At 46.6% G+C, this 25,510-nt stretch carries 20 protein-coding genes and 1 pseudogene; 11 read left to right on the forward strand and 10 right to left on the reverse strand.

Annotated features, from left to right (window positions below):
- On the reverse strand, positions 1–1,769 hold a 1,769-nt coding region (locus QUB26_RS22745; protein WP_333319839.1), incomplete at its 3' end, for a cation-translocating P-type ATPase.
- A 300-nt stretch (positions 1,770–2,069) separates the two neighbouring features.
- Between QUB26_RS22745 and QUB26_RS22750 the strand changes: the two genes are divergently transcribed.
- Positions 2,070–2,282, forward strand: a complete 213-nt coding sequence (locus QUB26_RS22750) for a DDE transposase family protein (RefSeq protein WP_333319841.1) — start codon at positions 2,070–2,072, stop codon at positions 2,280–2,282.
- Positions 2,283–2,395: 113 nt separating this feature from the next.
- On the opposite strand, the gene ctpC is transcribed toward QUB26_RS22750, so the two are convergent.
- Together ctpC and ispG are read right to left on the reverse strand one after the other, a co-directional pair.
- Complete coding sequence (ctpC, locus tag QUB26_RS22755) at positions 2,396–3,751, reverse strand: carboxyl-terminal processing protease CtpC (RefSeq protein ID WP_333053137.1); 1,356 nt, start codon at positions 3,749–3,751, stop codon at positions 2,396–2,398.
- 345 nt (positions 3,752–4,096) lie between these two features.
- Complete coding sequence (ispG, locus tag QUB26_RS22760) at positions 4,097–5,317, reverse strand: (E)-4-hydroxy-3-methylbut-2-enyl-diphosphate synthase (RefSeq protein ID WP_333242385.1); 1,221 nt, start codon at positions 5,315–5,317, stop codon at positions 4,097–4,099.
- 359 nt (positions 5,318–5,676) lie between these two features.
- Here ispG and QUB26_RS22765 point away from each other — a divergent pair, with 359 nt between their 5' ends.
- The 5 genes from QUB26_RS22765 to QUB26_RS22785 all read left to right on the forward strand — a co-directional run bounded on the left by QUB26_RS22765 (position 5,677) and on the right by QUB26_RS22785 (position 9,166).
- Positions 5,677–6,087 carry a Pepco domain-containing protein gene (locus QUB26_RS22765; protein WP_333242384.1) on the forward strand — a complete coding sequence of 137 codons (411 nt, stop codon included), beginning with the start codon at positions 5,677–5,679 and terminating at the stop codon, positions 6,085–6,087.
- A 6-nt stretch (positions 6,088–6,093) separates the two neighbouring features.
- The gene (locus QUB26_RS22770; protein ID WP_333242381.1) at positions 6,094–7,635 is read left to right on the forward strand and encodes a GUN4 domain-containing protein; all 1,542 of its coding nucleotides are present in this window, start codon (positions 6,094–6,096) and stop codon (positions 7,633–7,635) included.
- Positions 7,636–7,795: 160 nt separating this feature from the next.
- The gene (locus tag QUB26_RS22775) at positions 7,796–8,026 is read left to right on the forward strand and encodes a hypothetical protein (protein ID WP_333242379.1); all 231 of its coding nucleotides are present in this window, start codon (positions 7,796–7,798) and stop codon (positions 8,024–8,026) included.
- Positions 8,027–8,034: 8 nt separating this feature from the next.
- Entirely contained in the window at positions 8,035–8,259 is a 225-nt protein-coding gene (locus QUB26_RS22780; RefSeq protein ID WP_333242366.1) for a hypothetical protein, read from the forward strand.
- A gap of 403 nt (positions 8,260–8,662) precedes the next feature.
- Positions 8,663–9,166 carry a DUF2243 domain-containing protein gene (locus QUB26_RS22785; RefSeq protein ID WP_333242365.1) on the forward strand — a complete coding sequence of 168 codons (504 nt, stop codon included), beginning with the start codon at positions 8,663–8,665 and terminating at the stop codon, positions 9,164–9,166.
- 214 nt (positions 9,167–9,380) lie between these two features.
- Here QUB26_RS22785 and QUB26_RS22790 read toward each other — a convergent pair whose 3' ends face one another.
- From QUB26_RS22790 to QUB26_RS22800, 3 genes are all read right to left on the reverse strand, one after another.
- The gene (locus QUB26_RS22790) at positions 9,381–10,376 is read right to left on the reverse strand and encodes an Rpn family recombination-promoting nuclease/putative transposase (protein ID WP_333319844.1); all 996 of its coding nucleotides are present in this window, start codon (positions 10,374–10,376) and stop codon (positions 9,381–9,383) included.
- Between the two features lie 141 nt (positions 10,377–10,517).
- The gene (locus tag QUB26_RS22795) at positions 10,518–10,883 is read right to left on the reverse strand and encodes a hypothetical protein (protein ID WP_333242363.1); all 366 of its coding nucleotides are present in this window, start codon (positions 10,881–10,883) and stop codon (positions 10,518–10,520) included.
- 117 nt (positions 10,884–11,000) lie between these two features.
- Entirely contained in the window at positions 11,001–17,669 is a 6,669-nt protein-coding gene (locus QUB26_RS22800) for a translocation/assembly module TamB domain-containing protein (protein WP_333319846.1), read from the reverse strand.
- A gap of 426 nt (positions 17,670–18,095) precedes the next feature.
- Between QUB26_RS22800 and QUB26_RS22805 the strand changes: the two genes are divergently transcribed.
- Both QUB26_RS22805 and murQ read left to right on the forward strand, forming a co-directional pair.
- Positions 18,096–18,470 carry a DUF3110 domain-containing protein gene (locus tag QUB26_RS22805; RefSeq protein WP_333056206.1) on the forward strand — a complete coding sequence of 125 codons (375 nt, stop codon included), beginning with the start codon at positions 18,096–18,098 and terminating at the stop codon, positions 18,468–18,470.
- A gap of 236 nt (positions 18,471–18,706) precedes the next feature.
- A complete protein-coding gene (gene murQ, locus QUB26_RS22810; protein WP_333242354.1) occupies positions 18,707–19,621 on the forward strand; it encodes an N-acetylmuramic acid 6-phosphate etherase in 915 nt (304 codons plus the stop codon).
- 55 nt (positions 19,622–19,676) lie between these two features.
- On the opposite strand, the gene QUB26_RS22815 is transcribed toward murQ, so the two are convergent.
- From QUB26_RS22815 to QUB26_RS22830, 4 genes are all read right to left on the reverse strand, one after another.
- Positions 19,677–20,207 carry an adenylate kinase gene (locus QUB26_RS22815; RefSeq protein WP_333242350.1) on the reverse strand — a complete coding sequence of 177 codons (531 nt, stop codon included), beginning with the start codon at positions 20,205–20,207 and terminating at the stop codon, positions 19,677–19,679.
- A gap of 173 nt (positions 20,208–20,380) precedes the next feature.
- On the reverse strand, positions 20,381–21,667 hold the full coding sequence (locus QUB26_RS22820; RefSeq protein ID WP_333319848.1) for a CAP domain-containing protein: 1,287 nt from the start codon (positions 21,665–21,667) through the stop codon (positions 20,381–20,383).
- Positions 21,668–22,173: 506 nt separating this feature from the next.
- A complete protein-coding gene (gene nblB, locus QUB26_RS22825) occupies positions 22,174–22,848 on the reverse strand; it encodes a phycobilisome degradation protein NblB (protein WP_333242344.1) in 675 nt (224 codons plus the stop codon).
- Between the two features lie 121 nt (positions 22,849–22,969).
- Complete coding sequence (locus QUB26_RS22830) at positions 22,970–23,431, reverse strand: CBS domain-containing protein (RefSeq protein ID WP_333248306.1); 462 nt, start codon at positions 23,429–23,431, stop codon at positions 22,970–22,972.
- A 483-nt stretch (positions 23,432–23,914) separates the two neighbouring features.
- Here QUB26_RS22830 and QUB26_RS22835 point away from each other — a divergent pair.
- The 3 genes and pseudogenes from QUB26_RS22835 to QUB26_RS22845 all read left to right on the forward strand — a co-directional run.
- Positions 23,915–24,700, forward strand: a pseudogene (locus QUB26_RS22835) (RNA-guided endonuclease InsQ/TnpB family protein); the annotation flags it as partial.
- Positions 24,701–24,755: 55 nt separating this feature from the next.
- Positions 24,756–25,043: a zinc ribbon domain-containing protein gene (locus tag QUB26_RS22840; protein WP_333300731.1), complete on the forward strand. Its 288-nt coding sequence runs from the start codon at positions 24,756–24,758 to the stop codon at positions 25,041–25,043.
- 78 nt (positions 25,044–25,121) lie between these two features.
- On the forward strand, positions 25,122–25,448 hold the full coding sequence (locus QUB26_RS22845; protein WP_333242334.1) for a (2Fe-2S) ferredoxin domain-containing protein: 327 nt from the start codon (positions 25,122–25,124) through the stop codon (positions 25,446–25,448).
- Positions 25,449–25,510 lie beyond the last annotated feature (62 nt).

The following is a 25,510-nucleotide window of genomic DNA, read 5'->3' on the forward strand; positions in this document are numbered from 1 at the left end:
TGCCTGTTGCCAGAAACCCCATCAATTGTGGAACAGGCATCTTGCCTGTTGCCAGAAACCCCATCAATTGTGGAACAGGCATCTTGCCTGTTGCCAGAAACCCCATCAATTGTGGAACAAACATCTTGTTTGTTGCCAGAAAATCCATCAATTATGGAACAGGCATCTTGTTTGTTTCCAACATTAATATCGGAGTTCAAATCCCACTCCGAATTCTGGAAAATCGGCAAATAATCTGTGAGTGTGAGATTTCCGGTTGTCAGAGTGCCAGTCTTATCAAAAACCACCGTATCTAATTGATGCACCCGTTCTAAAACATCACCACCGCGAATTAAAAGCCCGCGCTCCGCGCCGATGCCAGAACCGACTAAAATTGCAGTTGGGGTAGCCAGTCCCAAAGCGCAAGGACAAGCGATGACTAAAACTGCGATCGCCAATTTCAAACTTAAGAGCAAAGGCGATTGATAATGGATAATTGGCAATTCATTTCCCATATTCATTGCCCCGTGTCCCATATCCATTGCCCCGTGTCCTAAAAGCACAGAAGGCCAAATATGAGTGCCGGCAAAATACCAAAATAGGAAAGTTAAAACCGATATCCCCATCACCCCATATACAAAATATCCCGCGACAGTATCAGCTAAATTTTGAATCGGCGCTTTGCGAGTTTGGGCTGCCTGCACCAAAGCCACCATTTGAGCTACAGTTGTTTCCTTACCGGTGCGAGTTGCCCGCATCACAACTGCCCCGGATTTATTGATAGTTCCCGCCGCAACTGTATCTCCTGGTTGCTTCAAAACCGGCATTGATTCGCCAGTCAGCATCGACTCATCTATGGTTGTTTTGCCTTCGCAGACTTCACCGTCTACCGGTATCTTTTCCCCGGGCAAAACTTGCAGCCATTCTCCGACTCGGACGCGATCGGCAGGAATTTCAATGTATTGTGGATCGTAGACTTCTGATGTCAAGTTTAAAGGCAATTCTTCCGATCGCAAATCTAAATTTGCGAGTTTAAAATCTACTAAGCGGGCTTTCGCTGGTTGCAATGCGATTAAAGCTTGCAAAGCTGATGCAGCGCGCCGTCTGGCTTGCTGTTCGAGAGTTTTGCCCAACAAAATAAAGCCCAGCAGCATCACCGGTTCGTCAAAAAAGCACTCCCATCCCATCCGTGGAAACAGCAGCGCCGCGTTGCTAGCGGTGTAAGCTGTGACAGCGCCTAAAGCCACCAAAGTATTCATGTTGGGTGCATTTCGCCACAAACTGCGGCACCCATCAACGATAATCGGGCGGCCCGGTAGCAGCAAAGCTAGGGTGGCGAGTCCCCAGTGAAACCAAATATTGCTGAGAATTGGGGCTTTTGTGCCGAGTACGTGACCTAAACCGGATAGAATAATTAGGATTAGGGCGATCGTCAATTGCTTGATTTGCTGTCGAATTTCTTGCCGTCGCCGTTCAATTGTTGCCGCTTCTGCTTCCCGCTGATTTTCACCACAACGAGACTGAGAGGGAAATCCATTATCAGTCAACTTTTTCGCTAAAGCTTCTGCATCGACAGTCCCCGGTTGACACTCAACCGTCGCGACTTCTACGGCTAAGTTAACGCAAGCTGAAATTACGCCTGAATACTGCATGAGTTGGCGTTCCACAGCTTTCGCGCAACCAGCACATTTCATCCCCCCGACATCGAAAGTAACAAGTTCTGGCGGTGATTCTTTAACTGATATGATTTCTGGTTGAATTTCGGGGATGGTTTTGGGTAGAAATTGCATGGTTTTTTTGGTATTGATTAGAATATTTGGGTGCTTTTGAAAGGATTTAATGCACTGTTTAGACAAATGTCTATATTTTTATCATAGATAAATTTTGTGACATCTTCCGAAAGTGTTAGTTTTTTTTAATTCTTATTAGTTCCCGGCGGTTAAATCCGCAGTCCGGTAGGGGTTTCAACTACTTTCTGACTGCGAGTTTAATGCTAAGGCACACTTGGGACACCGCATTGCCGTTTACTTATTTGATATAATGATCCCATTGCCTAGTTAATATCCAGCTTTTATTTGACGAATTTAGCTATGACAGAAACACCCAAATTTTATATTATCAAACGTCCTGCCGGTAATTGCGAGATTTTGCCGTTGGCGGAGCCCTCGCAGACGATCGCGCAACTCGAAGAACAAAACCCCAGTATTATTGAAAAGTGGGGCCCTTACGATTCGCCCGAAGATGCCATCGCCCGTCGCATCGGATTAATTCGCGCCGGCAAATGCCAACCAACCAAATTTTAGACTTTAGATTTTAGATTTTAGATTGAAGATAAGAAGGACTAAAGTCCTCACTACAAACCTGGTTCGTAGTGAGGACTTTACTCCTTCTTTACTGAAGTTTTTGTGACTAAAAACTACTTGGATTTAGCCGGTGCCGCACTCGGTTTTGCTTGCGCCGCATTCGGCTTAGCTGGCGCAGCATTCGGTTTCGCCTCCGCCTTATTGTTCCCTGTTTTACCAGTAACTTGCTTTGTCAAAACTTCCATAGCTTTCGCATATTGCGGATCGGCCGTCGTAGCAATTTTATCGCGATCGCGCCTCAATTCCTGTTTTTGAGCCTCGGTGAGTTCTACCTTAAAATCCGGTTCAATCCCGGCCTTGTTGATATCAGTGCCGTTGGGAGTAAAATACTTGGCAATTGTCACCGCCAAACCGGCACCATTTCCCACGCCTCGTACTGACTGAACTAAACCTTTACCAAATGTCTTTGTTCCCACCAAAACCGCGCGTTTGTTGTCTTGCAAAGCACCGGATAGAATCTCGCTAGCACTTGCTGAACCGCCGTCTACCAGTATAACTAACGGTTTGTCTGTGATCGCTCCCTTATTTGCCGTTTGTTTATCAGCCTCACCGACTCGATCGACCGTCGAGACGATCGTACCTTCTTTGAGCCACATCCGAGCAATTTCAATACTTCCGTACAGCAACCCGCCGGGATTGGAACGCAAGTCTAAAATATAGCCCGTTACCTTTTTCTGTTCCAAATCCTTAATTGCCGATCGCATTTCCGATGCAGCATTCGCACTGAACTGGTTTAAGCGAATATAGCCGACTTCTCCGATGGGAGTTTTCTGCACCGACTTCCGCACAGGATGAATTTCAATTTTAGCGCGTTTCAGTTTAAAGTCTAATTCCTTGTTTCCCCGCAAAATAGTCAGCGTCACCTCAGTATTCACCTGACCGCGAATCAAACTTACCGCCTGATTCGTATCCATGCCTTCTGTGCTCTTGCCGTCAATCTTAGTAATAATATCTTTTGCCAGAATACCAGCACTAAAAGCAGGGGTATCTTCGATCGGCGAAATCACCACCAACTTTTTGGTTTCCTCATCTTGAGTCAACTGAATCCCAACTCCTGTCAGTTCCCCAGAAGTTTCAACCTGCATATTTCTGAACTCTTGAGGGTCCATAAACCGCGTATAAGGATCATCCAGCTTCTTCAACATTTCCCGAATTGCTTTGTAAGCTTCGTCGTCGCTGGTATAAGTCCGGTTCAAATAATCATTCCGCACCGCTTTCCAGTCAACCTGGTTAAAAGTGCCATCTACATAACTTTTGTCAATAATTTGCCAAACTTCATCAACTAACTCTTTAGGGCTTCCCCGAAAAGAAGCCAGAGATTTAGAACTGCAACCAGTGTTCGCAAGAGTTACAGCAGTGAGTACCACCGCTGCTGCACTTAGAACAAGCCCTCGTTTTGTTATAACCATTTGTCTGACGCGCGGGAGAAAAAGAGTTCAGAATAATTACGCTCAATCTAACACAGGCAAGGCTCGGTCGTAGTTGGCGTACATATATTATTCCACTTTGCTGAGTTCTGCGGTATCAACTTAAGAGTGAAACCCTCTGTCTTTCTCGTTTGTATCGAAGCCTAGATCCCCCTAAATCCCCCTTAAGAAGGGGAGTAGGGGTTGACTTTAACCTCACCTGTCCCCCCTTAACAAAGACTTAGATCGCTCTTGTCCCCCCCTTACTAAGGGGGGTTAGGGGGGATCTCCGGGTTTAAAACACGCATTAGGGGCGATCCTCTCCGAGGGCTGCGCTAACGAGAGCAATTAAGGATCGACCCAGCGATCGTCCGATTTAATCAAGTCAATCAATTCTGCCACACCTCGGTCTTCCGGGACTTTCTTAATTTCTTCCCGGCCCCGGTACAGCGAGATATAACCCGGTTGCTTCCCGACGTAGCCGTAATCAGCATCAGCCATTTCTCCAGGCCCATTGACAATACAGCCCATTACTGCTATATCCAAACCGGTGAGATGCTTCGTCGCCTCTCTCACTTTGTGTAACACTTCCTCTAAATTAAACAAAGTGCGACCGCAGGAAGGACAAGCGACATACTCAACCATCGTTTTCCGCAGTCCCAAGGCTTGCAGAATGCTGTAGCAAACGGGAATCTCCTTTTCTGGGGCCTCTGTCAGCGAGACGCGGATGGTGTCGCCGATACCGTCAGCTAACAAAGGTGCGAGGCCTGCGGTGGATTTGATGCGGCCGTATTCGCCATCTCCTGCTTCCGTCACGCCCAAATGCAGCGGGTAATCCATGCCGAGTTCGTCCATCCGGTGCACCATCAAGCGGTAAGCAGCAACCATCACCGGCGCGCGGGAGGCTTTCAGGGAAATTACGATATTTCGGAAGTCGAGGGATTCGCAAATTTTGATGAATTCCAGGGCCGATTCCACCATCCCTTCGGGCGTGTCGCCGTAGGTAAAAAGCATCCGTTCGGCGAGGGAACCGTGATTAACGCCGATTCGCAAAGCTTTGCCTTGGTCGCGCAGGGAAATCACCAGAGGTTCCAGGGTTTCGCGGATTTTTTCGCCAATTTCCGCGAATTCGCTGTCGGTGTATTCGGTTCTGTCGGCTTTCGGCTTCTCGAACACGTAAAGTCCGGGATTGATTCTCACTTTGTCTACGTGTTTGGCCACTTCCAGGGCAATTTTCATGCCGTTGTGGTGGACATCGGCGACGAGGGGCACGGGTTGGTAGGTGGCGTGCAGTTTTTGCTTGATTTCGGCTAAAGCTTTGGCGTGGGCCATGCTGGGCACGGTGACGCGGACGATTTCGCAGCCAATCTCGTGCAAGCGCCGAATTCCGGCGACTGAACCGTCGATGTCGAGGGTGTCTTCGTTAATCATCGACTGAACTACTACGGGGTTGCCGCCGCCGATGGTGACGCTACCGACTTTGACGGGACGGGTTTTGCGGCGTTTGATGGTGGTGTCGAAGGTTGGTTCGGTGGTGGGGGTTTTAGTGGGGTTCGGCAGAGTTTGCATAACTGGTTGCTAGTGTTCTGTTACTAAGGTCTATAAAAATGTGTCTGCTGTTTTTCAGGTTGCCATAGAAAGGGTCTGTTTGGACAATGAGGTTTTGGGATTTAGGATTTTTGATAGAAGTACGATGGCTACGCCCCGGCTTACGTCTACGAACTTGTATGTCACGTTATGTAGTTTTGGGGGTAAGGGCGATCGATTTTTTAGTATTAAAATTTAACATTGTGGGCGGGCAAGATGCCCATTCCAGAGATAAATCCGGGGCTTGTTTAACAGTTGATAAATTTTAGGTAGAATATAAAGTTATTGTGCGCGATCGCATTTAGCAAAAATATCTCGATAGTTTGGAGTCTTAAACACTTATGCCAGATGAAACGATTTGGATTGTGACTGCCGATACTTCGGATCAGTCTCCTGATGCACCTGGTTCTGATGGTGCGAAGAATGGGGGACATATAGGTGTGGATTGGAGTGATACTTGGGACGCGCAGCCAAATGAACCGACCCAAAAGCAGGCGGCAAAAGCGGTTGATAGCTTGCGACTTCACAATGTCAGTATCAAGAAATTAGAAAAAGAATTGGTTGACTTCATGCAAACGGTAGATCAAATGTTCACCCGTGCGGATGCGGAAGCTGACATGAAATCGATCGAGTTATCTGAAATTGAGTTATCCGTTGCGATTAACGCCGAGGGTTCTTTCAGTTTAGTCGGTCTGGGAGCTAAAGTTGCAGATACCAGAACTGTATTGTTGAGATTTAAACGCAAGTCTTAAGGTGAGATGGGAAAGAATTTGGCGATATCAATTGGCATCAATAAATATGATTTCCTGCAACCGCTGAAGTATGCCAAGCGGGATGCAGAGTTAATGCAGGAATTTCTTCGTAAGCAGGGGGGCTTCGATAAAGTTCTTTTCTTCTCCGAGGACTCGCCTGATATTAAAGGTAAATCAACTCGTCCTTCTTTTATTAATCTGAAGCGAGTTTTGAGGACAATGTTTGAAAAACCTTTTATGAGGGATGGAGATAACTTTTGGTTCTTTTTCAGCGGTCACGGGAGGCGCCATAACGGCTATGATTATTTGATGCCTTGCGATGGCGATCCGGAAGATATTGAACATACGGCAATTCCAATTAATTTCGTGACAGAACGCCTGCGCCGCTGCGGGGCTGATAATGTTATTTTGATTCTGGATGCTTGTCGGGATCAAGGGAGTAAATCAGGAGAAGGAATCGGCAATCAAGCCGCTGAAGTTGCGCGACAAAAAGGAGTTATTACCTTTTTTTCTTGCAGTCCTAATGAATTGTCCTATGAAATTGAAGATTTACAGCAGGGTATTTTCACAAAAGCACTGCTGGACGGGTTAGGTGTTCAAGGTAAATGTGCCACTGTTGAGCGATTGGATCATTATTTGAGTTCACGAGTTCCTGAACTTATCCGGCAACACAAAAGTGAAAAAGTGCGACAAACACCTTACGTTATTGCAGAGCCGCTCGCGAAGTCGCACTTAATTATTTGCCCGCAATATGCAAGTGTACATGATGTTGCTCAAATGAAAGTTGATGCTTATTGTGCACAACACGTAAACAAAGATTTGGATATAGCAGAACAGTGGTGGATTCGCGTATTAGCTGCATCTCCAGGCGATATCGATGCTATTAATGGAATTAAAGAAATTGCTGTGTCAAGGAGAGAAAATGAGGTGTCGTCTCAAAATAATTCTGTTGGTGCCAGCGTTGAAAAGCGATCGCAATCTCCATTATCTCAACAATCTACGCCTGTAGTTAATACTATTTCGACTGAGGCTGATACTCCTCTCAAATCCTATCGCGGAGTAGACTATACCAAGTTGCGTGATTTACTGGCTAGCGGAAAATGGAAAGAGGCGGATGAGGAAACCACTAAAAAAATGCTAGAAGTAGCGAATAGCACATCGCTTGGCTACCTCATGAATTCAGATATTAATAGCTTTCCTGTTGAAGACTTGGGAACCATTGACCTACTTTGGGTAAAATATAGTCATGGACGCTTTGGCTTTTCAGTGCAAAAGAATATCTACGAAAGTGTAGGAGGAACTAGGAAATCTGATCAGAAAATTTGGCAAGAGTTTGGCGATCGCGTGGGATGGCGTCTGAGCGGTCGCTGGCTGTCTGCTAGTCAAATAAAATTAGCTTCTAATGCAGAAATTGGCAACCTTCCTGGGCTATTAGCTCAGTGGCTGTATCGTTCCGAAGGGGTTGAAACACAGGATTCACAAGAGTATATAAGAATCAAGGGGAGTGGCGCGGTTGCTGCTCTTCTTCTCTCACGTCGAGACTTATAAAGTTTAGCATCTAAGCGTTTTGGGGTTTCGTGAAGATTATAATAACCAAAGCTTGAACCACGAAACCTCGCCAATTCTACGTTTCGTATACCAGACACTCACCGGACTGGGCTAAAAGGCTACCAGTGATACTAATTGTTAACATAATGTTTGATGTCGAATGAACTTTCAAATTATCGGAAACATTACTAATATTGAAACAATAGCAGTAGGTAAATCAATTCGGGAAGTGGAACGTTTGCAGAAAAATTATGGTAATGGACGTTGGAGAAAACTCAAAGGAATTGCAACAATTATCCTTGCTGATGGTACAGCCTGCGAAGCTGAGCTACATTGGTACGAAGCACACGGCATTGGAAAAAAAGAAATCAAAATCAAATATATTTTATAGGAGGAGTCATGAATCCCCATAACTTAGAAACACAATTTGTAGTTTGCATTAACAATCAAGACTATCAAGCATCCTTGGAAGTGCGAAAAATTTACCAAATAATACCGGATAATCGCGCTGCGGAACATCAATTTATCCGAGTTATTGATGAATCAGGCGAAGATTATTTGTATCCAGTCGCGTATTTCGTGCCGATCGCATTGCCGAAAGCCGTAGAAGCAGTATTTGCATAGACAAAGGTTCTGTAGGGGCGGGTTCACCAATATCTATGTCCCTCAATAACAATCTAAATAAACCCGCCCCCGCCCAATGAATTACTCTAATTGATTGGCGGATTTAATCTAAACTAGATGGGGAAATTCACCGAGAATCCGGTGGTGGGGGCGGGTTTACAATATTTTTTGTGGTGTCTGATAAGTTAGGGTGAACCCGCCCCTACAGGCGTAATAAATCATCAGAATTAATTCACGAAAATGATCTCAAATGCTCAACCGATTTAATTGTAGCCCCCATCAAGTCCAGAAATCTCTCTCGCGGATGATGCGATCGCCCCTCCTCCCCAGCAAAACTAAAAAATGTACTGGCAAATCCCTTCACCGACCCAGGCTCAGCAGTTAAAGGATGTGAGGTTTTCTATTGGACGATCGCACAAACGCACCAGCCACCGCTGTTAACAACCGCCGACCTCTAATTATCGCAGGAATTCTCCTCGGTATCGGTCAAGCCGGCTTTTTTGACGGCATTGTGCTGCACCAACTCCTCCAGTGGCACCATATGTTTAGCAGCGTTAAAACCGATTCTACCGTTGCCGGTTTAGAATTAAATACCCTCGGAGATGGATTGTTTCACGCTGCGGATTGGTTGGTAACAGTAGCGGGAATCTTCTGTTTGTGGCGTGCTGTGAAGCGCAAAGATGTTCCTTTGTCAACTCAAACTTTTTTCGGTTCAATATTAATTGGTGCTGGATTGTTTGACTTTGTTGAAGGCATTGTTGACCATCAAATTTTGGGAATCCACCACGTCAAACCCGGTATCAACGAGTTAGCTTGGGATTTAGGATTTCTTATCCTCGGTCTTATTTTAGCGCTGTTAGGTTGGACGCTGGTACAGAGGGAAGTTCCCGCAGATACTAAAGTTTAAATGAATGGAAGATTGGGAATTATACCAAATCCGCGTTAAAAATCCCTGACTCTCAGTTTAATATCATGTCCGGTCAATTCCCTCCGCTTCGCTTCGCCCGAAATCAGGTAGGGGCGGGTTCACCAACAATATCTGCCAATAATTGACAATCTCAAAAACCCGCCCCGACCGGGATATTATGGTTAATCGATCGGACATGATATAACTCCTCAGTTCATCCCGCCGAGTCCAACCACGCAAGCAAATCCTCTTGACTCCTAAAATCCAACAAAGCTTCTCCCAAATCATCTAACTGTTCCCCAGATAACCCCTGGATGCGAGTTTGAACTTCCAGTGTTACCTCACCCACCCGCCGCACTATCTGACGCATAATTAATCCTATTTCCCCCTCAATTTTACCCCTTTCGATTCCTTGTTCGATTCCTTGTTCGATTCCCTGTTCGATTCCTTGTTCGATTCCTTGTTGTATTCCCTGTTCAATCCCCTGTTGTATACCAATTTCTATCCCTTTCATCACAGACCCGATTTGGTCTTGGATAAACATTTCTCGCTTATCTACATCATTCAATTCGTCAAGTGTCAAATTGGCTCGGTTGGCAATTCCCAGCGCGGTATTAATCTCTTCAATAGACCCCAATGTATCTGGTACTGCTTCCAAAGATGGCGCGTTTTTCATAAAGTAGAGCCATTTTTCCGGCAGAGTTTCGAGTTCATTCAATTCTTTTTTGAATTTCGGTAACTCGACAAACACTAATTTTATCTCGCAGTTGGGATAGACGAATTTCTCTTCTGTTTCTGTGAATTCAAAGTTAGAAATTAGTTTTTCGGTGTTTTCAAATAAGATAAAGTCGGTGATGGTTAAAGCAATGACCGGATTTAACTTTAAATAACCTTCTCCGGCTTTGAGTTGAGTAGAATAGGTTTTGGCTGCATTGTATACTACCCGTTTTTCAAAGGCGGCGACGTTGAGTACCTGCATTTCCACAATCACGGTTTTGTTGCCGGTAATCTTGGCTTTGACATCCAGGTAAGTGTCTTTCAATCCTGTAACGCTTCCGGCTGAATAAGGGTCAATGATTTCTATTTCTTGGATTGTTGGTTCTCCGTTATACAGCATTGCATTTAGGAAGCTGATTAAGATTTCTGGATGTTCGGAAGAAGCAAATATTTTTTTGAAGGCAAAGTCTGTTTTGGGACTGATGAAACGCATATATTTTAGAGGATTTTTTTATTAACCGCAGAGGGCGCTGAGGACACAGAGGAGGAGACAAGAGAGGAAGATGGATATTGGCTAATATTGGAAGGGTTGGGTTTTGTTGTCTCAACCCAACCTATTATCTGAATGCTTTTATCAGCCTGTGGCTTCAGTAGTAGTTGCAGGTGACATAACTAGCTTTCCAGTTATATCCATCGTCGCAAGCTTCAGCACTTCATTAAAAGCTAAACCCCGAATTTTGAGTTCCCACCGAATGCCTTTTGCTTTCATGCGCTTGGCTTTCCGCATATCGACATCAGCAGCTTTTTGATTCAATAGCAAATGTTTCATTGCTGCTGTAGCTTCTACTTTTGTGGGAAATGCAATATAGGTGAGAAATCCGCCCTCCCAATGATTGGCGTTGCGGACACTGCTGATAGTCGCCACTCTCGGACTAAAGCGGTTCCAGTAAAAGTCGCTGTAGCCGATCGACTGTGTATTAACTTGGAGTTTGTTTGCCATTTGACTTAACTCCTATAACCTTGTGTGTGGGGTTAGCAGTATCAATTTGCTGCTGTTACTATTATAGCAAATTATTGAGAAATTGGTAACTGTTGGCTGTTGGCTGTTGGCTGATGCCTAAAACCTCAATTCATATTCAGCGGTGACGCGGTTGTCTCCTTGAAAATTACTGGAACTCCTGAGTAAAAGTTTATCGCTCAATCGATAGCGCACAGTAAATTCTGTCGGTTGATTTGCTGACAAAACTCGAATGATTGATGCTGAAATATTCCGCGTGATGTCAAACCCAACTTCTAAACCTAAACCGAGAGAACCCGCACCTGAACTGGAACTAGCACTTTGTGCTTCGTTGCCTCTAATTCGAGTGGGAAATAAGCGAAATTCGCTTAATCCTGTGGCGTTAGTAATCGCAGATTGAAGGTTGTTCAATAAACCCGCACCGGCTAAATTTGCGATCGCCAGTGTACTATCTCCCTGTCCCAAAGTCTCCACGAAACTGCCGCCTAATAGCGCTACAATTTCTATTTCCGATCGACTCGGAGAACTCCTCAACTCCAGATTTTCCCCCAACTGAGAAGCCCTTCCCTGCACTAACGCTTGAACTCGGACACTCCGCACGCTGCCGAAACTGGTCGGTTCGTCTGCTATTTCAGAGGCTACAGATGTGCCGGGAGTGCGGAACCGCGTTACTTCCTGCACCGAAGTTGCTAATCTCACATCCAGCGTCGGATCGAGTCCTTGTGTTGGTACAAAGGTAGCAGTCTGCGGGTATCCTCGATCGAGTCTAAACTGCGTTGTAAACAAATTTACCGACCCGGAAGTCAACCGAATCGTACCCTCCGGGCGAAGGTCATCTAAAGTTCCATTCACCGTCAAACCCCCAGTCGCCTGAAAACTCAATATCGGCGCACTTGTTACCCGAATTCCCCGGCCCAAATTCAGCCGCAAATCGTTTAATCCAACTTCAAAGGAAGGGGAAGGGGAAGGGGAAGTCGCAGCAGAAGGGGAATCAGCAACCTCAGTCGCAGGGGAAGGGGAAGATGTGGAATCAGAATCAGAAGCAGAAGAGGAAGAAGCTAACTCAGTTCTGCCGCCGCCGGGACTTCGGAGAAATACTTCACCGTCATACAGTTCAATATTACCGCTCAACTGCGGACGCCTAGCCGTGCCCCTTGCCTGCACTTGACCGACTACGCCGCCGCTGTACAATCCTCTGAGGTTCACTGCCAACTTGTCTAAATTTACAGCCAAAGGATTATCCGCATCGACATCGCCCTCAGCAAAGGGCACAGACAACGGAATCACGCCAGCGGCGACAACTTCTCCCTGACTCAACTGTCCCCGAATTCCTTCTACCCGAATACGATCGCCCTCAAAGCGCACCGTCCCAGTCAGCCCTGTCAGCGGTTCTGGGAAGGCTTGCGCGCGGACGGTTGCATTTTCAAAATTTGCAATTCCTTGCGCTACAGGGTCTTCCAGCGTCCCTCCCACGCGAATTTGCACCTGTCCCTGGCCGCTGACCCACGCCACTTGGGGAGTCAATACATTAATAATTGCCAAACCTTCATTTTGCAAATTCGCCCTCAAATCGATTTGATTGCTATCAGCTTTCACGGCTGCAAACGGCAACTCAAAAGGCAAACTTCCCTGCACTTCAATTGGTTCGGTTTGAGTTACCAAAGCGCTGCCGCCAAAATTCAAGCGGGCATTGCTGTAACTGAAACTGCCGTCGGCTTGTTTAATCGGTTCTCCGTTTAGCGTACCCTCAAGCAAACTCAATTCCCCGGTGGCTTGCGGGTTTTCCAAACTGCCGGCCAAATTCGCCCGCAAATTCAAATTTCCAGTGACATCCACAAAAGGCAATTCCACCAGTTTTGCTAACTCTTCCACGGGCACATTTTCTACCCGCAACTGCCCGGATTGAGCTTTTTGCCCGAGTTGTCCCGAAAAGCCGATCGCACTTTTGCCCGATCGAATTTCCAGAGGCAAAACAGTTAAGATTCCGTCCTGAAAACTGCCTTCAAGGCTGAACGTTTCAGCGACATATTCTCCCCACTGCCAGTTATCACCTTTCACATTAAATTGAGCTTGCACACCAGTTTGCAAAGAACCGGCGACAGCAATTTCCGCACCAAAAGTGCCTTGCAATTGGGATAAGGGAGGCAATTTTTCTGATGCTTCCACTGCTTGTTGCTGCTGCAAAAGTATTTCAATTTCTGCCAAACGGCGCAACTGTTCGATTAGCGGGGATTCTGGTTCTCCCACTGCCACAGTTTGCACGTCGCCGCTGTCACCGTAAACCGGAGGTTTTAGGCCTCTAGCCAAGTCGCCTAAATTGAAATATTGCAAAGCGGTTAAAACCTGCTGCAAATTGCCTTGCTGGACGTTAACTTTCCCGGCAAATTGCGGGTTTGGCCCTGTTTGAACATTACCGGAAATTAAGTATTGACCGCTGCCTTGACGGAATATGCCGTTTGTGAGAGTGGCGCTGCCGTTAGCGTAGCTGAATTCGCCTTGGAAACTGTCACCTTTAATGTAGCCGATCGCCGGTTGGGCGATCGCAATTTGTCCGCTTGCTTGCAAAGTCGCCGGATTTAACGGCATCTTCCAACCGGGCACATTTACTTGTCCCGAAACCGTACCAGTTATCGGCCCCAAACCCGCCTCTTTCCCCGGTGATAGATTCAAAGCAGCGAGGGGAAAATCGCTTAAATTAACTCGCAAAGTTTCTCCCTCGGTTTGGCCCCTAGCCACAGATTCCCCGCGTTGAATTAAGAAAGATGTCGGCAGAAAAGATTGATTTAAAGCTACTTCAATTTTGTCGCTGACGCCGGCCAAACGCAAATCTACACTTTTCCCAGCATCCGCATTCACAGTCCCCGCCAGTACCGGATCAAAAGCGATTTGATTTACTGCTAAATCCCGCACTTCCACGTCGCCAACTAAGCTGAGGGCGCTGAGGGTGCCGCTGAGGCTGCCGGTAAAATCTACATTGCCGCGCAGGGGAAGATTATTCTCTGAAGGATTTTTGAGACCAATTGGTCTCAAAAATGCTAGTTGTTCTGCTGGTAAAGCTTCCAGATTAAAGTTGGCAAGTTTGACATCCAAATCTAAGTTGGAAATTGAGGGCCCTCCTTGACCTTCGAGTTCGACGTTAACAAAGCCGTTTGCTGTCAAACCGGGAGTTGTGGCGTTCTCAATTTCCACCCGTTGGCCGTCCCAATTAAATACTGCCTCAAAAGGTTGTTTCAAAAACGGCAATTCCGAGATGCGGAAACTGCCGCCGGCGCGAACATTTTGTAGGGGCGGTGCCCCCGTGCCCGCCCCAATCGGGCCGGATAAATTGATATTGCCGTTAAACAGTCCTGCAAGCTGGGGTAGATTTTGGGCACCAGAGACTACACCTCCGGTTTGCAAGCTTTGTCGCTGCGACTCAAAGGCTTGCTGGAAGCGACTTAGAGCAATTTGCTCGCCCTCGATTGACGCGCGCCAATTCCCCGATGCGGCGCGGCCTTTAGCATTGACAATTCCTCCGCCGTTGGCGAGTCGAATTTGTCCGTCGCCGTTGGCGGTGATGCCGTTGGCGGTTAGATTATCTACTGTTCCCAAAATGCGGACTTGGCCGTCGAGGGTTCCGTTAATTTCTGGCGGTAAATCCGCTGTCAGCAAACCTGTTTGTTTGAGGGTTTGTTCTAAATTACTGACGGCAATTCCGTTCGTTTCCAGCAATGCTTGCAAGTTGCCGTTTTCCAATTTGGCTGTAGTATCGATCGCCCCTAGTCGATCGACCAAAATCACTCCTTCTCCGCTAGCACTAATTCCCTTCGCTGTCAAGTTATCCAAACTGCCCGCTGCTTGGAATTGGCCGTTAACTCTGCCGTCAAATCCTTCAGGCAAAGTCGCCGTTAGCGGAAATAGTTGGAGATTGCGAACCGTTTGTTCTAAACGACTGAGAATAACTCGATCGGCATCGGCGAAAGCTTGCCAGCGTCTGTCTTCTAATTTACCTCTAAAAGCAACAGTACCGTCGCCTATATTGAGTTGGCCGCTGCTGTTGACAGAAATATCGGCGGCGGTTGAATTATCAAGATTGCCGCTGGCTTGAATTTGATTGGATATTTGTCCGTCAAGCGATTGGAGATTTTGGATTTGGGATTTTATATTGTTGATATTGGCGACTGTTTGGGGATTGTCAGCAGCGAAAGCTAAGCCAACATCTAACAGCGGCAATCCTAAATCTCCTAAGCGTTTGATGGAAGTGCGATCGGTTTCTGCTGTTCCCTGCCAATTTCCCTCTGCCAATTCTCCTTTAAAATTAACATCACTGTCGGCAAGATTGAGTCTGCCGCTGCCGCTGGCATTGATGCTGCTAGCAGTCAAATTGTCAAGACTTCCCGATGCTGTAAATTGACTCGATAGCAGTCCGTCGATCGATTTTAGATTTTGGATTTTAGATTTTAGATTGTTGAGATTGGCAGATTGCTGATTTTCGGGATTGAATGCTGAAGCCACATCTAAAATCGGCAATCCTAAATCTACTAAGCGGCTGATGGAAGTGCGATCGGTTTGTGCTGTTGCTTGCCAGTTTCCCGCTACTAATTCTCCTTGTAAATTGACATTGCTGTCGGCAAAATTGAGTCTACCGTTGGCATTAACATTGATTCCGCCGGCAGTCAAATTGTCAACATTGCCCGCGATTTGAAATTCACCTGCTAGCTGCCCGCCTAACGATTTTAGATTTTCGACTTTGGATTTTAGATTGTCTAGATTTGCGGTCGTTTCCCGTGCTAAAAACGGCAAGCCAATATCAATTAATTGATTGACAGCAACTTTTTCAGTGTTGCCAAAAACTTGCCAGTTACCCGATTCTAGTTCGGCATCAACATCAACAATACTGTCAGCAATATTCAGCCTTCCTTTGCCCATCGCAGCGATCGCATTTAAACTCAAATCGTCCAGAGTTCCCGCAGCTTCGGCGGTTCCGCTGAACAAACCGGCCAGTTCAGGAGGCAAATTAAGGTCTGGCAGGACTTGCTGCAAACTGTTGAGATCCACACCATTGCCCTCGATCAAAGCTTGCCACTGACGGCCTGTTAACGCAGCATCCACGTTCACAGAAGCGTCGCCAATTTTCACAACCGTATTTTGCAAATCCGCCGAATTTCCTCCGGCTCGAATTTCGCCTGCAGCAGGGAAAGTTCCTTGCGGTGCTTGCCATTGAACTCTCGTTTGAATGTTGTCTAACGGGCCGAAAATTTGAGCTTTTGCAGAGACATTGCCAATATTAATAGTAGCAGGAATTGGGAGAGCGTAAATTTGGGCGATCGCGTCTCCTGGTACGTTTTCAGCTTGGAAGTCAAACACTAAACCCGATCGCGAATTCTCATTTGATAAAGCTAGATCGACTTCACCTTTGCCGCCAATTTTACCCCCCGCCGTCGGCACTACCAAAATATCGCTCAAAGTCAAAGCTAAAGAGGAAAACGGGGGAATAGAAGATTGAGAATTGGGAGTTGGGGTTTGAGCCATTCTCCCCCGTTCCAATTTGAAATTAGTGCTAATATTGTTTAATTGCAGTCGATCGACTGTAGCGGGTTTTGTCGAGGCGATCGTACCAGTCAGCACCGGCATTGCAACTGTTCCAGTCAGCTTGGCATCCGCCTTCACTTCCCCCGCCACAGCCACGGGTAATACTACTTTCTTCCCTAACTCTGTTTCCACCGCACTGACAACACTTGCCAAAGCGACTGGTTGCACGTTAGTTGTCAGATTGAAGCTAGCTTGTTGGAGATTAAAATTAGTTCCTGTTGCAACTGTTCCTGCTATTCTCAGCGGAATTAAACCGTAATTAGCGGCCAGACTATCGACTATCAAATTAGTTTCCTGAAACCGCAACTGACCGCTGCTATTTTGTATAATTTGTTTTAAGGGAGAAATACTCGCTTGCACTCCTCCAAAACTAGCCGTTCCGGTAATCCCCGATACTTTATTGTCTCGCAATTGCACGGTCAAATTGCCGTTAGCCAGACCTTTTTGTAAATAAATACCGGGAAATTTCAGCAAGCGATCGAGGTCGGGCAAAGGCAAATTTTGACCTTGCAACTGTAGGTTAGTTTGAGCCGCAGGTAACAGAGAATCTGCTTTCACTATAAAATTATCGCTATTAGTAAACTGACCGTTTAGTTCGTAGAGAATGCGCTGATTTTGGTCGCGAAATAGAGCACTGCCATTTTTCAAATTCACAGAAATCGGAGCCGAAGTTTTCTGTCCAACTGCGGGACTCGGCACCAAAACTGCGGCGGCATTTTCAGCTCGAATTGCCTCAAGTTCAGTTTTAAATAAACCCGGAGATTTCCGCTCCGCAGTGGGAAGATTAACCCAGCGGCCTGTAGCATCCTGTTCGATATAAGCGTTGGGTTTAACTAAAGTAATATCTAATTTGAGAGTGCGGTTGAACAGCAGCGGCCAAATTGAAAATTGCACTTCCACTGCTTCTGTAGAAGCGTAATCGGGATCTGTAGGAGTTGCAGGTAAAGTCGATCGGCCAAACCGCAAACTTCTCAGAGAAAATCTCTCCAAACGTCCGAGTTGCACAGGCCGCTTCAGCAACTGACTGACTTCAGTTTCCACCAAAGGAGCTAACTTTTCCCGCACCCACGCCTGTGCTACGGCAACCCCAACCAAGCCGAGAATGGTCAATCCCGTACCGCTAAGCAGCAGCAGACGCCACCAGCGGCGGTGGGGACGGGGTGCGAGTTGATTTTTGTTATCGTCGGAGTTAGTCATGGGTGTTTCTCAGAAATCAGAGAATTCAGGAATTAAGGGAATCAGCCGATTTTAGACAGGTATAATTTCTGCGATCCGCCTGGGTGGCTTCTGCCTTTGGTAGACTCACAAGTGAGGTAGGAAGTGCCGATCGGGCGTTAGCGTTGCCCGCCCCTACGGGGGCTACGCCAACGCACAGGATCGAATTTCAAGATTCACGCCCCCCACTGCGGGGCAGAGTCCAAGAACCTTTACCAAACTTAATCAAAACACGCAACAAGACCTAATACCAAGTCCTCCAACTCCCCTAAATCCTCTCGATCCCCGCGCGTGCAAGATCAGGGGTCAAATCTAAAATCTAAAATCTAAAATCTAAAATCTAAAATCTAAAATCGCCCGATCGCTCCTAAGATAAAAAAACGGTGGTTAAGAAGGTCTTTAAAACTTATGCGAGTGTTCGTCTTACTCTTCAATGCCCGCACCGAGAACGAGGGAATTCATACCATTCAACTCGGCGATCGCAATAAAGTTCTGATGTTTGAGTCAGAAGACGACGCCACCCGCTTTGGCGTGATGTTGGAAGCTCAGGATTTCCCCGAGCCCACTGTCGAGGCGATCGACGATGAGGAAATTAAGGAGTTCTGTAACAGTGTTGATTATGATTGGGAACTGATACCGGCGGGGGCGCTGGAGATTCCGCCAGAAAACAATGTAACACAGACTCAGTGGCAGCCGGAGTCCGAACCCGATTCCGATCCGGATTCTGAGGTTTCCCAAAACGAACTGGATTCTATTCGCCGCCGACTCGAAGGACTTTTGTAATAGCCATTAGTCATTAGTCAGCAGTTATTGGTAATGGGTAATGGGTAATTGCCTCTCTGTCGGAAGTAGATTTAGCCGATCGCCCGCAAGCGCAAATTTCGAGCTTTTGAGTCACGACTTCACCAAGCTAACCAGCGGGCCGGCAATGCGTACCCTATTGTGTACACCTAATGACTGTTGACTGTTGACTAATGACCAATGACTAATGACCAATGACTAATGACTAATAAAAAAACATGAAGAATTTGGAAGAACGGGGCCATCTGCTGACTGAACAGGTGAATACCAACAGCGAGAATTTAGACCAACTCAGTTCGATCGAATTAGTGGACTTGTTCAACCGGGAAGACGCCCAAACCTTAAGCGCCATCGCCCAGGCCCGCGAAGAGTTAGCCCAAGCGATCGACATTGCAGCCGAGTCTCTGCGTCTAGGAGGCCGCCTGTTTTACGTCGGTGCGGGTACTTCCGGGCGTTTGGGGGTGCTGGATGCCGCCGAGTGTCCCCCCACCTTCTGCACGCCGCCAGAACTCGTACAGGGCATAATTGCCGGGGGTGCGGGGGCTTTGGTGCGGAGTTCGGAGGATTTGGAGGATCGGGCTGAGGATGGGGCTGAGGCGATCGCCCACCGTCAAATTACCAACTTAGATGTGGTTGTCGGGATTACGGCTGGGGGTACGACGCCGTTTGTGGCGGGCGCTTTGCAGGCGGCGCGCCAGCGGGGGGCGAAAACTGTGTTTATGGCTTGCGTACCCGTCGAACAAGTGAATTTTGAGGCTGATGTTGATATTCGGTTGTTGGTTGGCCCGGAGGTAGTGGCGGGTTCGACGCGCTTGAAAGCCGGTACAGTCACAAAAATGGCTTTAAATATCATTTCGACTGGGGTAATGGTGAAGCTGGGGAAGGTTTACGGCAATCGGATGGTTGACGTGGCGGTTACTAATAAGAAATTGCGCGATCGGGCTGTGCGGATGTTGCAGGATTTGACTGATTTGAACCGGGATGAGGCGGGTTTTTTGCTCGAAAAAAGTGGCAAGTCTGTTAAGTTAGCTTTGATGATGCACTGGACTAATTTGGAGAAGGAAGAGTGCGATCGAATTTTGGGCGAGTTTCAAGGCAATTTGCGATCGGCAGTAGCATCGATTGGTCATTAGTCAGCAGTCAGCAGTCAGCAGTCATTAGTCATTAACAACTGCCAACTGCCAACTGTCAACCGTCAACTGTCATTTGCGATATCGATGCAAAAAATTGTGAAATCTCTTCAGTGGATCTGATGTGATAAACACTTTTGGTATTTTGAGCGCGATCGACATACTCGCGATATCTGGGAGTCAAATACTTGTGACACAACCAAAGAACGCGGTAACTATTAATTGAACTCTTCAAGATCGGACTCTTTTGGGGCCAGCCTTCTGGCGGTATAAACTTACCTGTAATCAGCCGTTTAGTCACCCACCAGAAATGCACGTATAGGGGCAGATCGACAAAAACCAGAGTATCTGCCTCGTTGAGTCGAACCCAGACGGTTTCCATGCAACCAAAACCGTCTATAATCCATCGGTCAGTAGGCAAAATTTTCTCATGGGTACGCTTATATTCTTCATTTGGAACCTCAGCGCCCCCAGATTGATATTTAATCTTATCCAAGGCGTAAAGTGGCAAACCAGTGATTTCTGATAATCTCTTGCTGAGAGTTGATTTACCGCCTCCAGCGTTGCCAAACACGGCTACTTTTTTCATACAAAATCCTCTTAGTAATCATGCAGTTTGTAGCAAGACTTTGGAGAATTGCTATAACAACTGAAGTAGTAGGGTGCGTCAGCTTCGACAATCTGGGCTACCCATCAAATCCCCCTACCAACTGACGCACCTTACAAGCTGCATAAGTGAAATTTTACACTACCGATTCCCCGTTACCCATTCACAAAAACGATCGCCGTAAGCTGACTTTCACTTACACCCTGCACGATTCCCAAATAATTACTACCAGACTTAATCGCCGTAGAAGCGATGCTTGCCCCTCCATCCAACTGCAAACTCACAGCTTCCAAAGTCAAGTTTGCAAACCCGATACCGTCAGTCAAACCAATTTTATCCCCAGCCCCCAAATCGACAATTACATCGGCACTAATTAAAGTAGCCGAAGCAGACAAACCTCCTGCCAAGATAAACGTATCATTTCCGTCGCCGCCCGTCAGAATATCTTGCCCGCGATCGCCCGCCAACAAATCAGATCCGTTACCGCCAATCAAGACATCATCTTCTTTGCCGCCGCGAATAGTATCGTTACCGTCAGATCCGATTAGTCGATCGTTATCGTTGTTGCCGCTGATAAAATCATCGCCAACACCGCCATCAATTAAATCAGATTCTTTGCCGCCGGATAAGCTGTCATTGCCTCCTGCGCCATTAATTGTATCCGCACCTTGCATTCCATTAATGCTATCAACACCTTCTCCCCCCGTGATATTGTCTTTGCCGGAAAGGGCAAAAATTGGCAATCCCGCAGCATTTGTCGGTATTTGATTATCCGCACTATCTGATAGGAAATAATTGCCGTCGCTGGCTGTATTTTTGGGTGCTGTCGTCGGGATGCCGTCCCCTGTAGCATTGGGTATTGGCGAAGTAATAGATATAGTGTTTGGTGTGGGAGTCGGTGTGGGAGTCGGTGTCGGTGTCGGCGCGGGATTGACACTACCGTCAAGAGAAGTCGCAAAAACTTGCGTCCAATAGTGATTCCAATTTTCTGTGCCAGTATCGTCGGCTAAGAAATAGTAACCAATCCCAATTTCTTTGATATTCGGGTTAAGAATGTTAGCGCGGTGGCCGCTGCTGTTCATCCACGATGATACAACTTGTTCGGGTGTAGAAGAACCCGCAGCAATGTTTTCTGCGGCCGCTGAGAATTGATAGCCCGTTGCAGAAATCCGACTTCCTAATGACGAACCATCTTTTCCGGTATGGGAAAAGAAGTCTTGCAGTGCCATGTTTTGGCTGTGATTTCCCGCCGCATTTAGTAATTGAGTATTTAAGGTTAGCGGGGACAAACCTAATTTGCTGCGTTCGATGTTGGTAAGTTCTAAAACTCTATTAATAAAGTTTTGATTGGTGGTTGAAGTTGGTGCAACTTGAGAGACCGATCGCTCTCCTATTACAATGTCAGAGGACTGATAACCGGAATTTTGTAGTTGTTCAAGCATGGGGACGTTCAAGAGTTTTAAGAGTTTTTTTTGCTGGTAGATGACTTACCCTCTTAACGATAGTTTCCCCGATCGCTAGCTGGCCCGGCACAATTCAATAATTGTGTTAATCCCTGCCGCTGCTGTATTTATTTTGATTATAGCTGTTCTCAAACTGGGGATGTCAAGAGGCTGGCTATGATTGGGAAATGGAAGAGTACGCTCGAATTTAAGGAGAGTTTCAAAGGAATTTGCGATCGCCCCTGGCATCAATACAATTTTAGATTTTAGATTTTAGATTTTTCCTGATTAGTATGGTTTACGCTACGCAACCAGCCCGCTGGCTGGCTGGCTAGAAACCCGGTTTCTACGAGTTTTGCAGAGAGGAACGACAAATATAGGAAGAAACCGGGTTTCTGAATTCTGTGTGCGATCGCGAACAGAGTTTTTAGTAGAATCTTCACAAAAAATTCTAAATTAATTCAAAATTCACAACCGCGCAGGCTTGTTCGCGAACGAAAGCAATCTCAAGATTTCAAACTATTTTCCTGTCCGGCTTTAGCCTCCTGAGCAACTTGCTCAACCTCATCTTTGGCGAGAATTTCCAAAGCTGTCTGTGCTTCTGCACCGCCCAACCGCCCCAAAGCTTGAGCTACTCTGTAACGGATCTGCCAATCAGCATTGGAAGTGTAGGGAAGCAGCAGCGGCAGCGCCCGTTTATCTCCCAATTCACCTAATGCACTGATCGCAATGGTTTGGATCAATTCGTTTTCAGAAGTCAGGGCATTTTCTAACATGGGAAAGGCTTTCGGATCTCCCATTTCTCCCAAAGCAGCAACGATGCTCATTTGCACCAGCCATTCAGAGGTACTGCTATAAACTTGCTGCAAATCTTCTAAAGCATCGGTTAATTTCAATGCGCCCAAAGCATCGGCGGCGGCTGCTTGCACGTCGGGTTCGGGGTCGTTGTTCAGGCTGTTTCGCAGTACCTCTAAAGCGTTCGGTAGATTCTGCGTGCCGAGGGTTGATAATTGGCTGACTGCTGCGTAGCGAACCCGGACGTTATTATCGCCGATCGCAATTTGAATTAGTTTATAGGCGCTCGCGGGTTCTAGTTGTCGCAGTTGGTTGACTGCTCGCAGTCTTTCGCCAAAATCCTCGGAATTCAGCAATTGTTCGACAGACTCAGGGGTAATGCTCATCGGATTTGAGATTTTAGATTTGAGATTTTAGATTTGGTAATTGGTAATTGCCAAAAGCAAGCGAGATTTAAGGAGTGATCGACTCATTTTCTGATACACTCCTGGAACTGCAACAGTTAATTTAAGATTCGGCAGCCATCGAGCGAATAATATCTCCCCTAGTGAGGATGCCGATTACTTTGCCCGCAGTATCAAGCACCGGCAATCGGTGGATGCTGCGATCGTGCATCAGTTTGGCAGCTTCTTGGACAGATTGATCTGGCCCGATGGTAACGGGTTCTTTACTCATCGCTTCTCCTACTGTTTGTCCTAAAGCCTTGTGGAGTTCTCGCTCGTAACGAGATGGATTTTCCAAATAAATCACGCTGTCGAGCACCATGATATAAGCGGGCGGAGTTACGCCGGTTTCCCGCCACATCAAGTCGGTTTCGGAGATGACTCCTACCAACAAGTCATTCTCATCTACGACGGGAAGACCGCTAATGCGTCGATCGGCTAAAATTTTAATCGCTTCGTTCAAGGGCATTTCGGGTCGCGCCAAAATCGGGTCGCGGCTCATTACATCGGCTACTGTTTTTGGCATGATTAGGGGTTGATTGAGTTGTTGCTCTAAATCGATCATATAGGGAAAGGGCGGCACAGACTGAAGAAAGGCAGCTCTGCTGAAGGGATTCGTTAGAAAGTAGAAGGAAGGAAAAAGCTTGAATGCCAGAATTTTGCTGTTTTTTTCGATCGCACTATAAAATTCTGCCCTTTGCCGGACTCCGGCGAGCGATCGGTCTGACCAAAATTAATGGGATTCAAGCCCCGTCCTTCTAGGACGGCTTTTTCTTGGTTTTCAAATTCCTAATTAACTCTCTAAGAACATCAGACTTAGTTCTGCCAACCGCCACACAATATTTTTCAAGTATCTCTAATTCAAAGTCTTCGAGCCTAAAATCTAATCGTTTTTTCATGAGTTTGTACGGATATATGGTGTACAATACTAGCATGAAATCACGCTACCAGTACCGAATTTATCCATCCGAGCAACAACGCAAAGACCTGGCAAGGCTATGAAGGTTGTGTGAGAGTCGTATGGAACGACGCTCTGGCACTGTGTAAGAAATCGGAGAAACTACCTAGCAATGGAGATTTGCAAAAAATATGCATTACTCAAGCCAAAAAGACCCAAGAGCGTGAGTGGTTGAGCGAGGTTTCTAATATCCCATTACAGCAATCTATTGCTGATTTAGGTGTAGCTTGGAACAACTTTTTCGCATCTATTAAGGGAAAAAGAAAAGGCAAAAAGGTTAATCCCCCTAAATTTAAGCAGCGGACAAACAGACAGTCAGCCCGTTTCCGAAAAGGGGGATTTAGCATCAAAGCTGCCAAGGTTTTCTTAGCCAAAATTGGGTGTATTAAGACTAAATGGTCGCGACCTCTGCCGTCTGAACCAAGTTCAGTCACCGTTATTAAAGACACCGCAGGGCGCTACTTCCTTAGTTTTGTTGTTGAGGTGCAGCCCGAAACCAAGCTAGCTTCTAACCCAGCAGTGGGTATTGATTTGGGCATAAAAATTTTTGCGGCGCTCAGCACGGGAGAGCGAGTGGCAAGCCCCAGCTACTCAAAGTTAGACCGTAAAATTCGACGCTCTCAACGCAAGTTATCACGACGCTCTAAAACATCAAAGCGGCGTGAACGGATGCGATTGAAGGTGGCGAAACTCAAAGCAAAACTGCGAGATATCCGCAAGGACTTTCTGCATAAACTATCGACTAAGGTGATAAACGAGAACCAAGTTATCGCCCTAGAAGATTTAAACGTCTCCGGACTCCTGAAGAACCGCAAATTATCCAGAGCAATCAGCTCCGCTGGATGGCGGGAATTCAGAACAATGTGTGAGTCTAAGTCGGAGAAAGTTGGACGTGAGGCAAGTTGTCATCAGCAGATGGGAACCAACCAGCCAAGTTTGTTCGGATTGTGGTTACCGCTGGGGCAAGTTAGACCTTTCGGTGAGAGAAATTGTCTGTATGAATTGCGGCACTCTTCACGACAGAGACGACAACGCCTCAAAAAATATAGAACAAGTCGGGGTAGGGCATATCCACGACTCAAAATGGGCAGGGAGGGAGTGTAAGACCTCAATTGAGGCAGTTCCCGATGAACTGTCAACCCGTCTAAAGTACGAACAGTTAACTCTGTTCGACTGGTAGGGAATCACCGCGCCTTCAGGCCGGTGAGGATGTCAAAAGATTGTTAAGATATATTAAAGAGCGGATAAATCCTTACCAATGCCAGAATCTCCAGCCACAGAACCAGACTCCCAACCAGAAGCGCGCTGTGTATTGGTTTGCCAGTATCAATCTTGCCTGAAAAATGGTTCAGCAGCAGTGCTAGCTGCTTTTGAAGCTCAACAAGTTGCAGGGGTGAAAGTGGAGGCCAGTAGCTGTCAGGGACAGTGCACCACTGGCCCGACTGTACGAGTTACCCCGGACGAAATTTGGTATTGTCGAGTTAAACCTAGTGATGTACCGTTGATTATGGAAGAGCATCTCAAAGGGGGAAAACCTGTAGAGGCGCTGTTCAATCCGAGAATTCATATGCGTTATTATTATTAATATTGACTTGATTCGGTGAAACTTCCAAGATCGGGCGCATTTAATTTTAATAGTTATTGTTA

It is taken from the genome of Microcoleus sp. B4-C1, assembly GCF_036705285.1.
In the GTDB taxonomy this organism is placed as follows: domain Bacteria; phylum Cyanobacteriota; class Cyanobacteriia; order Cyanobacteriales; family Microcoleaceae; genus Microcoleus.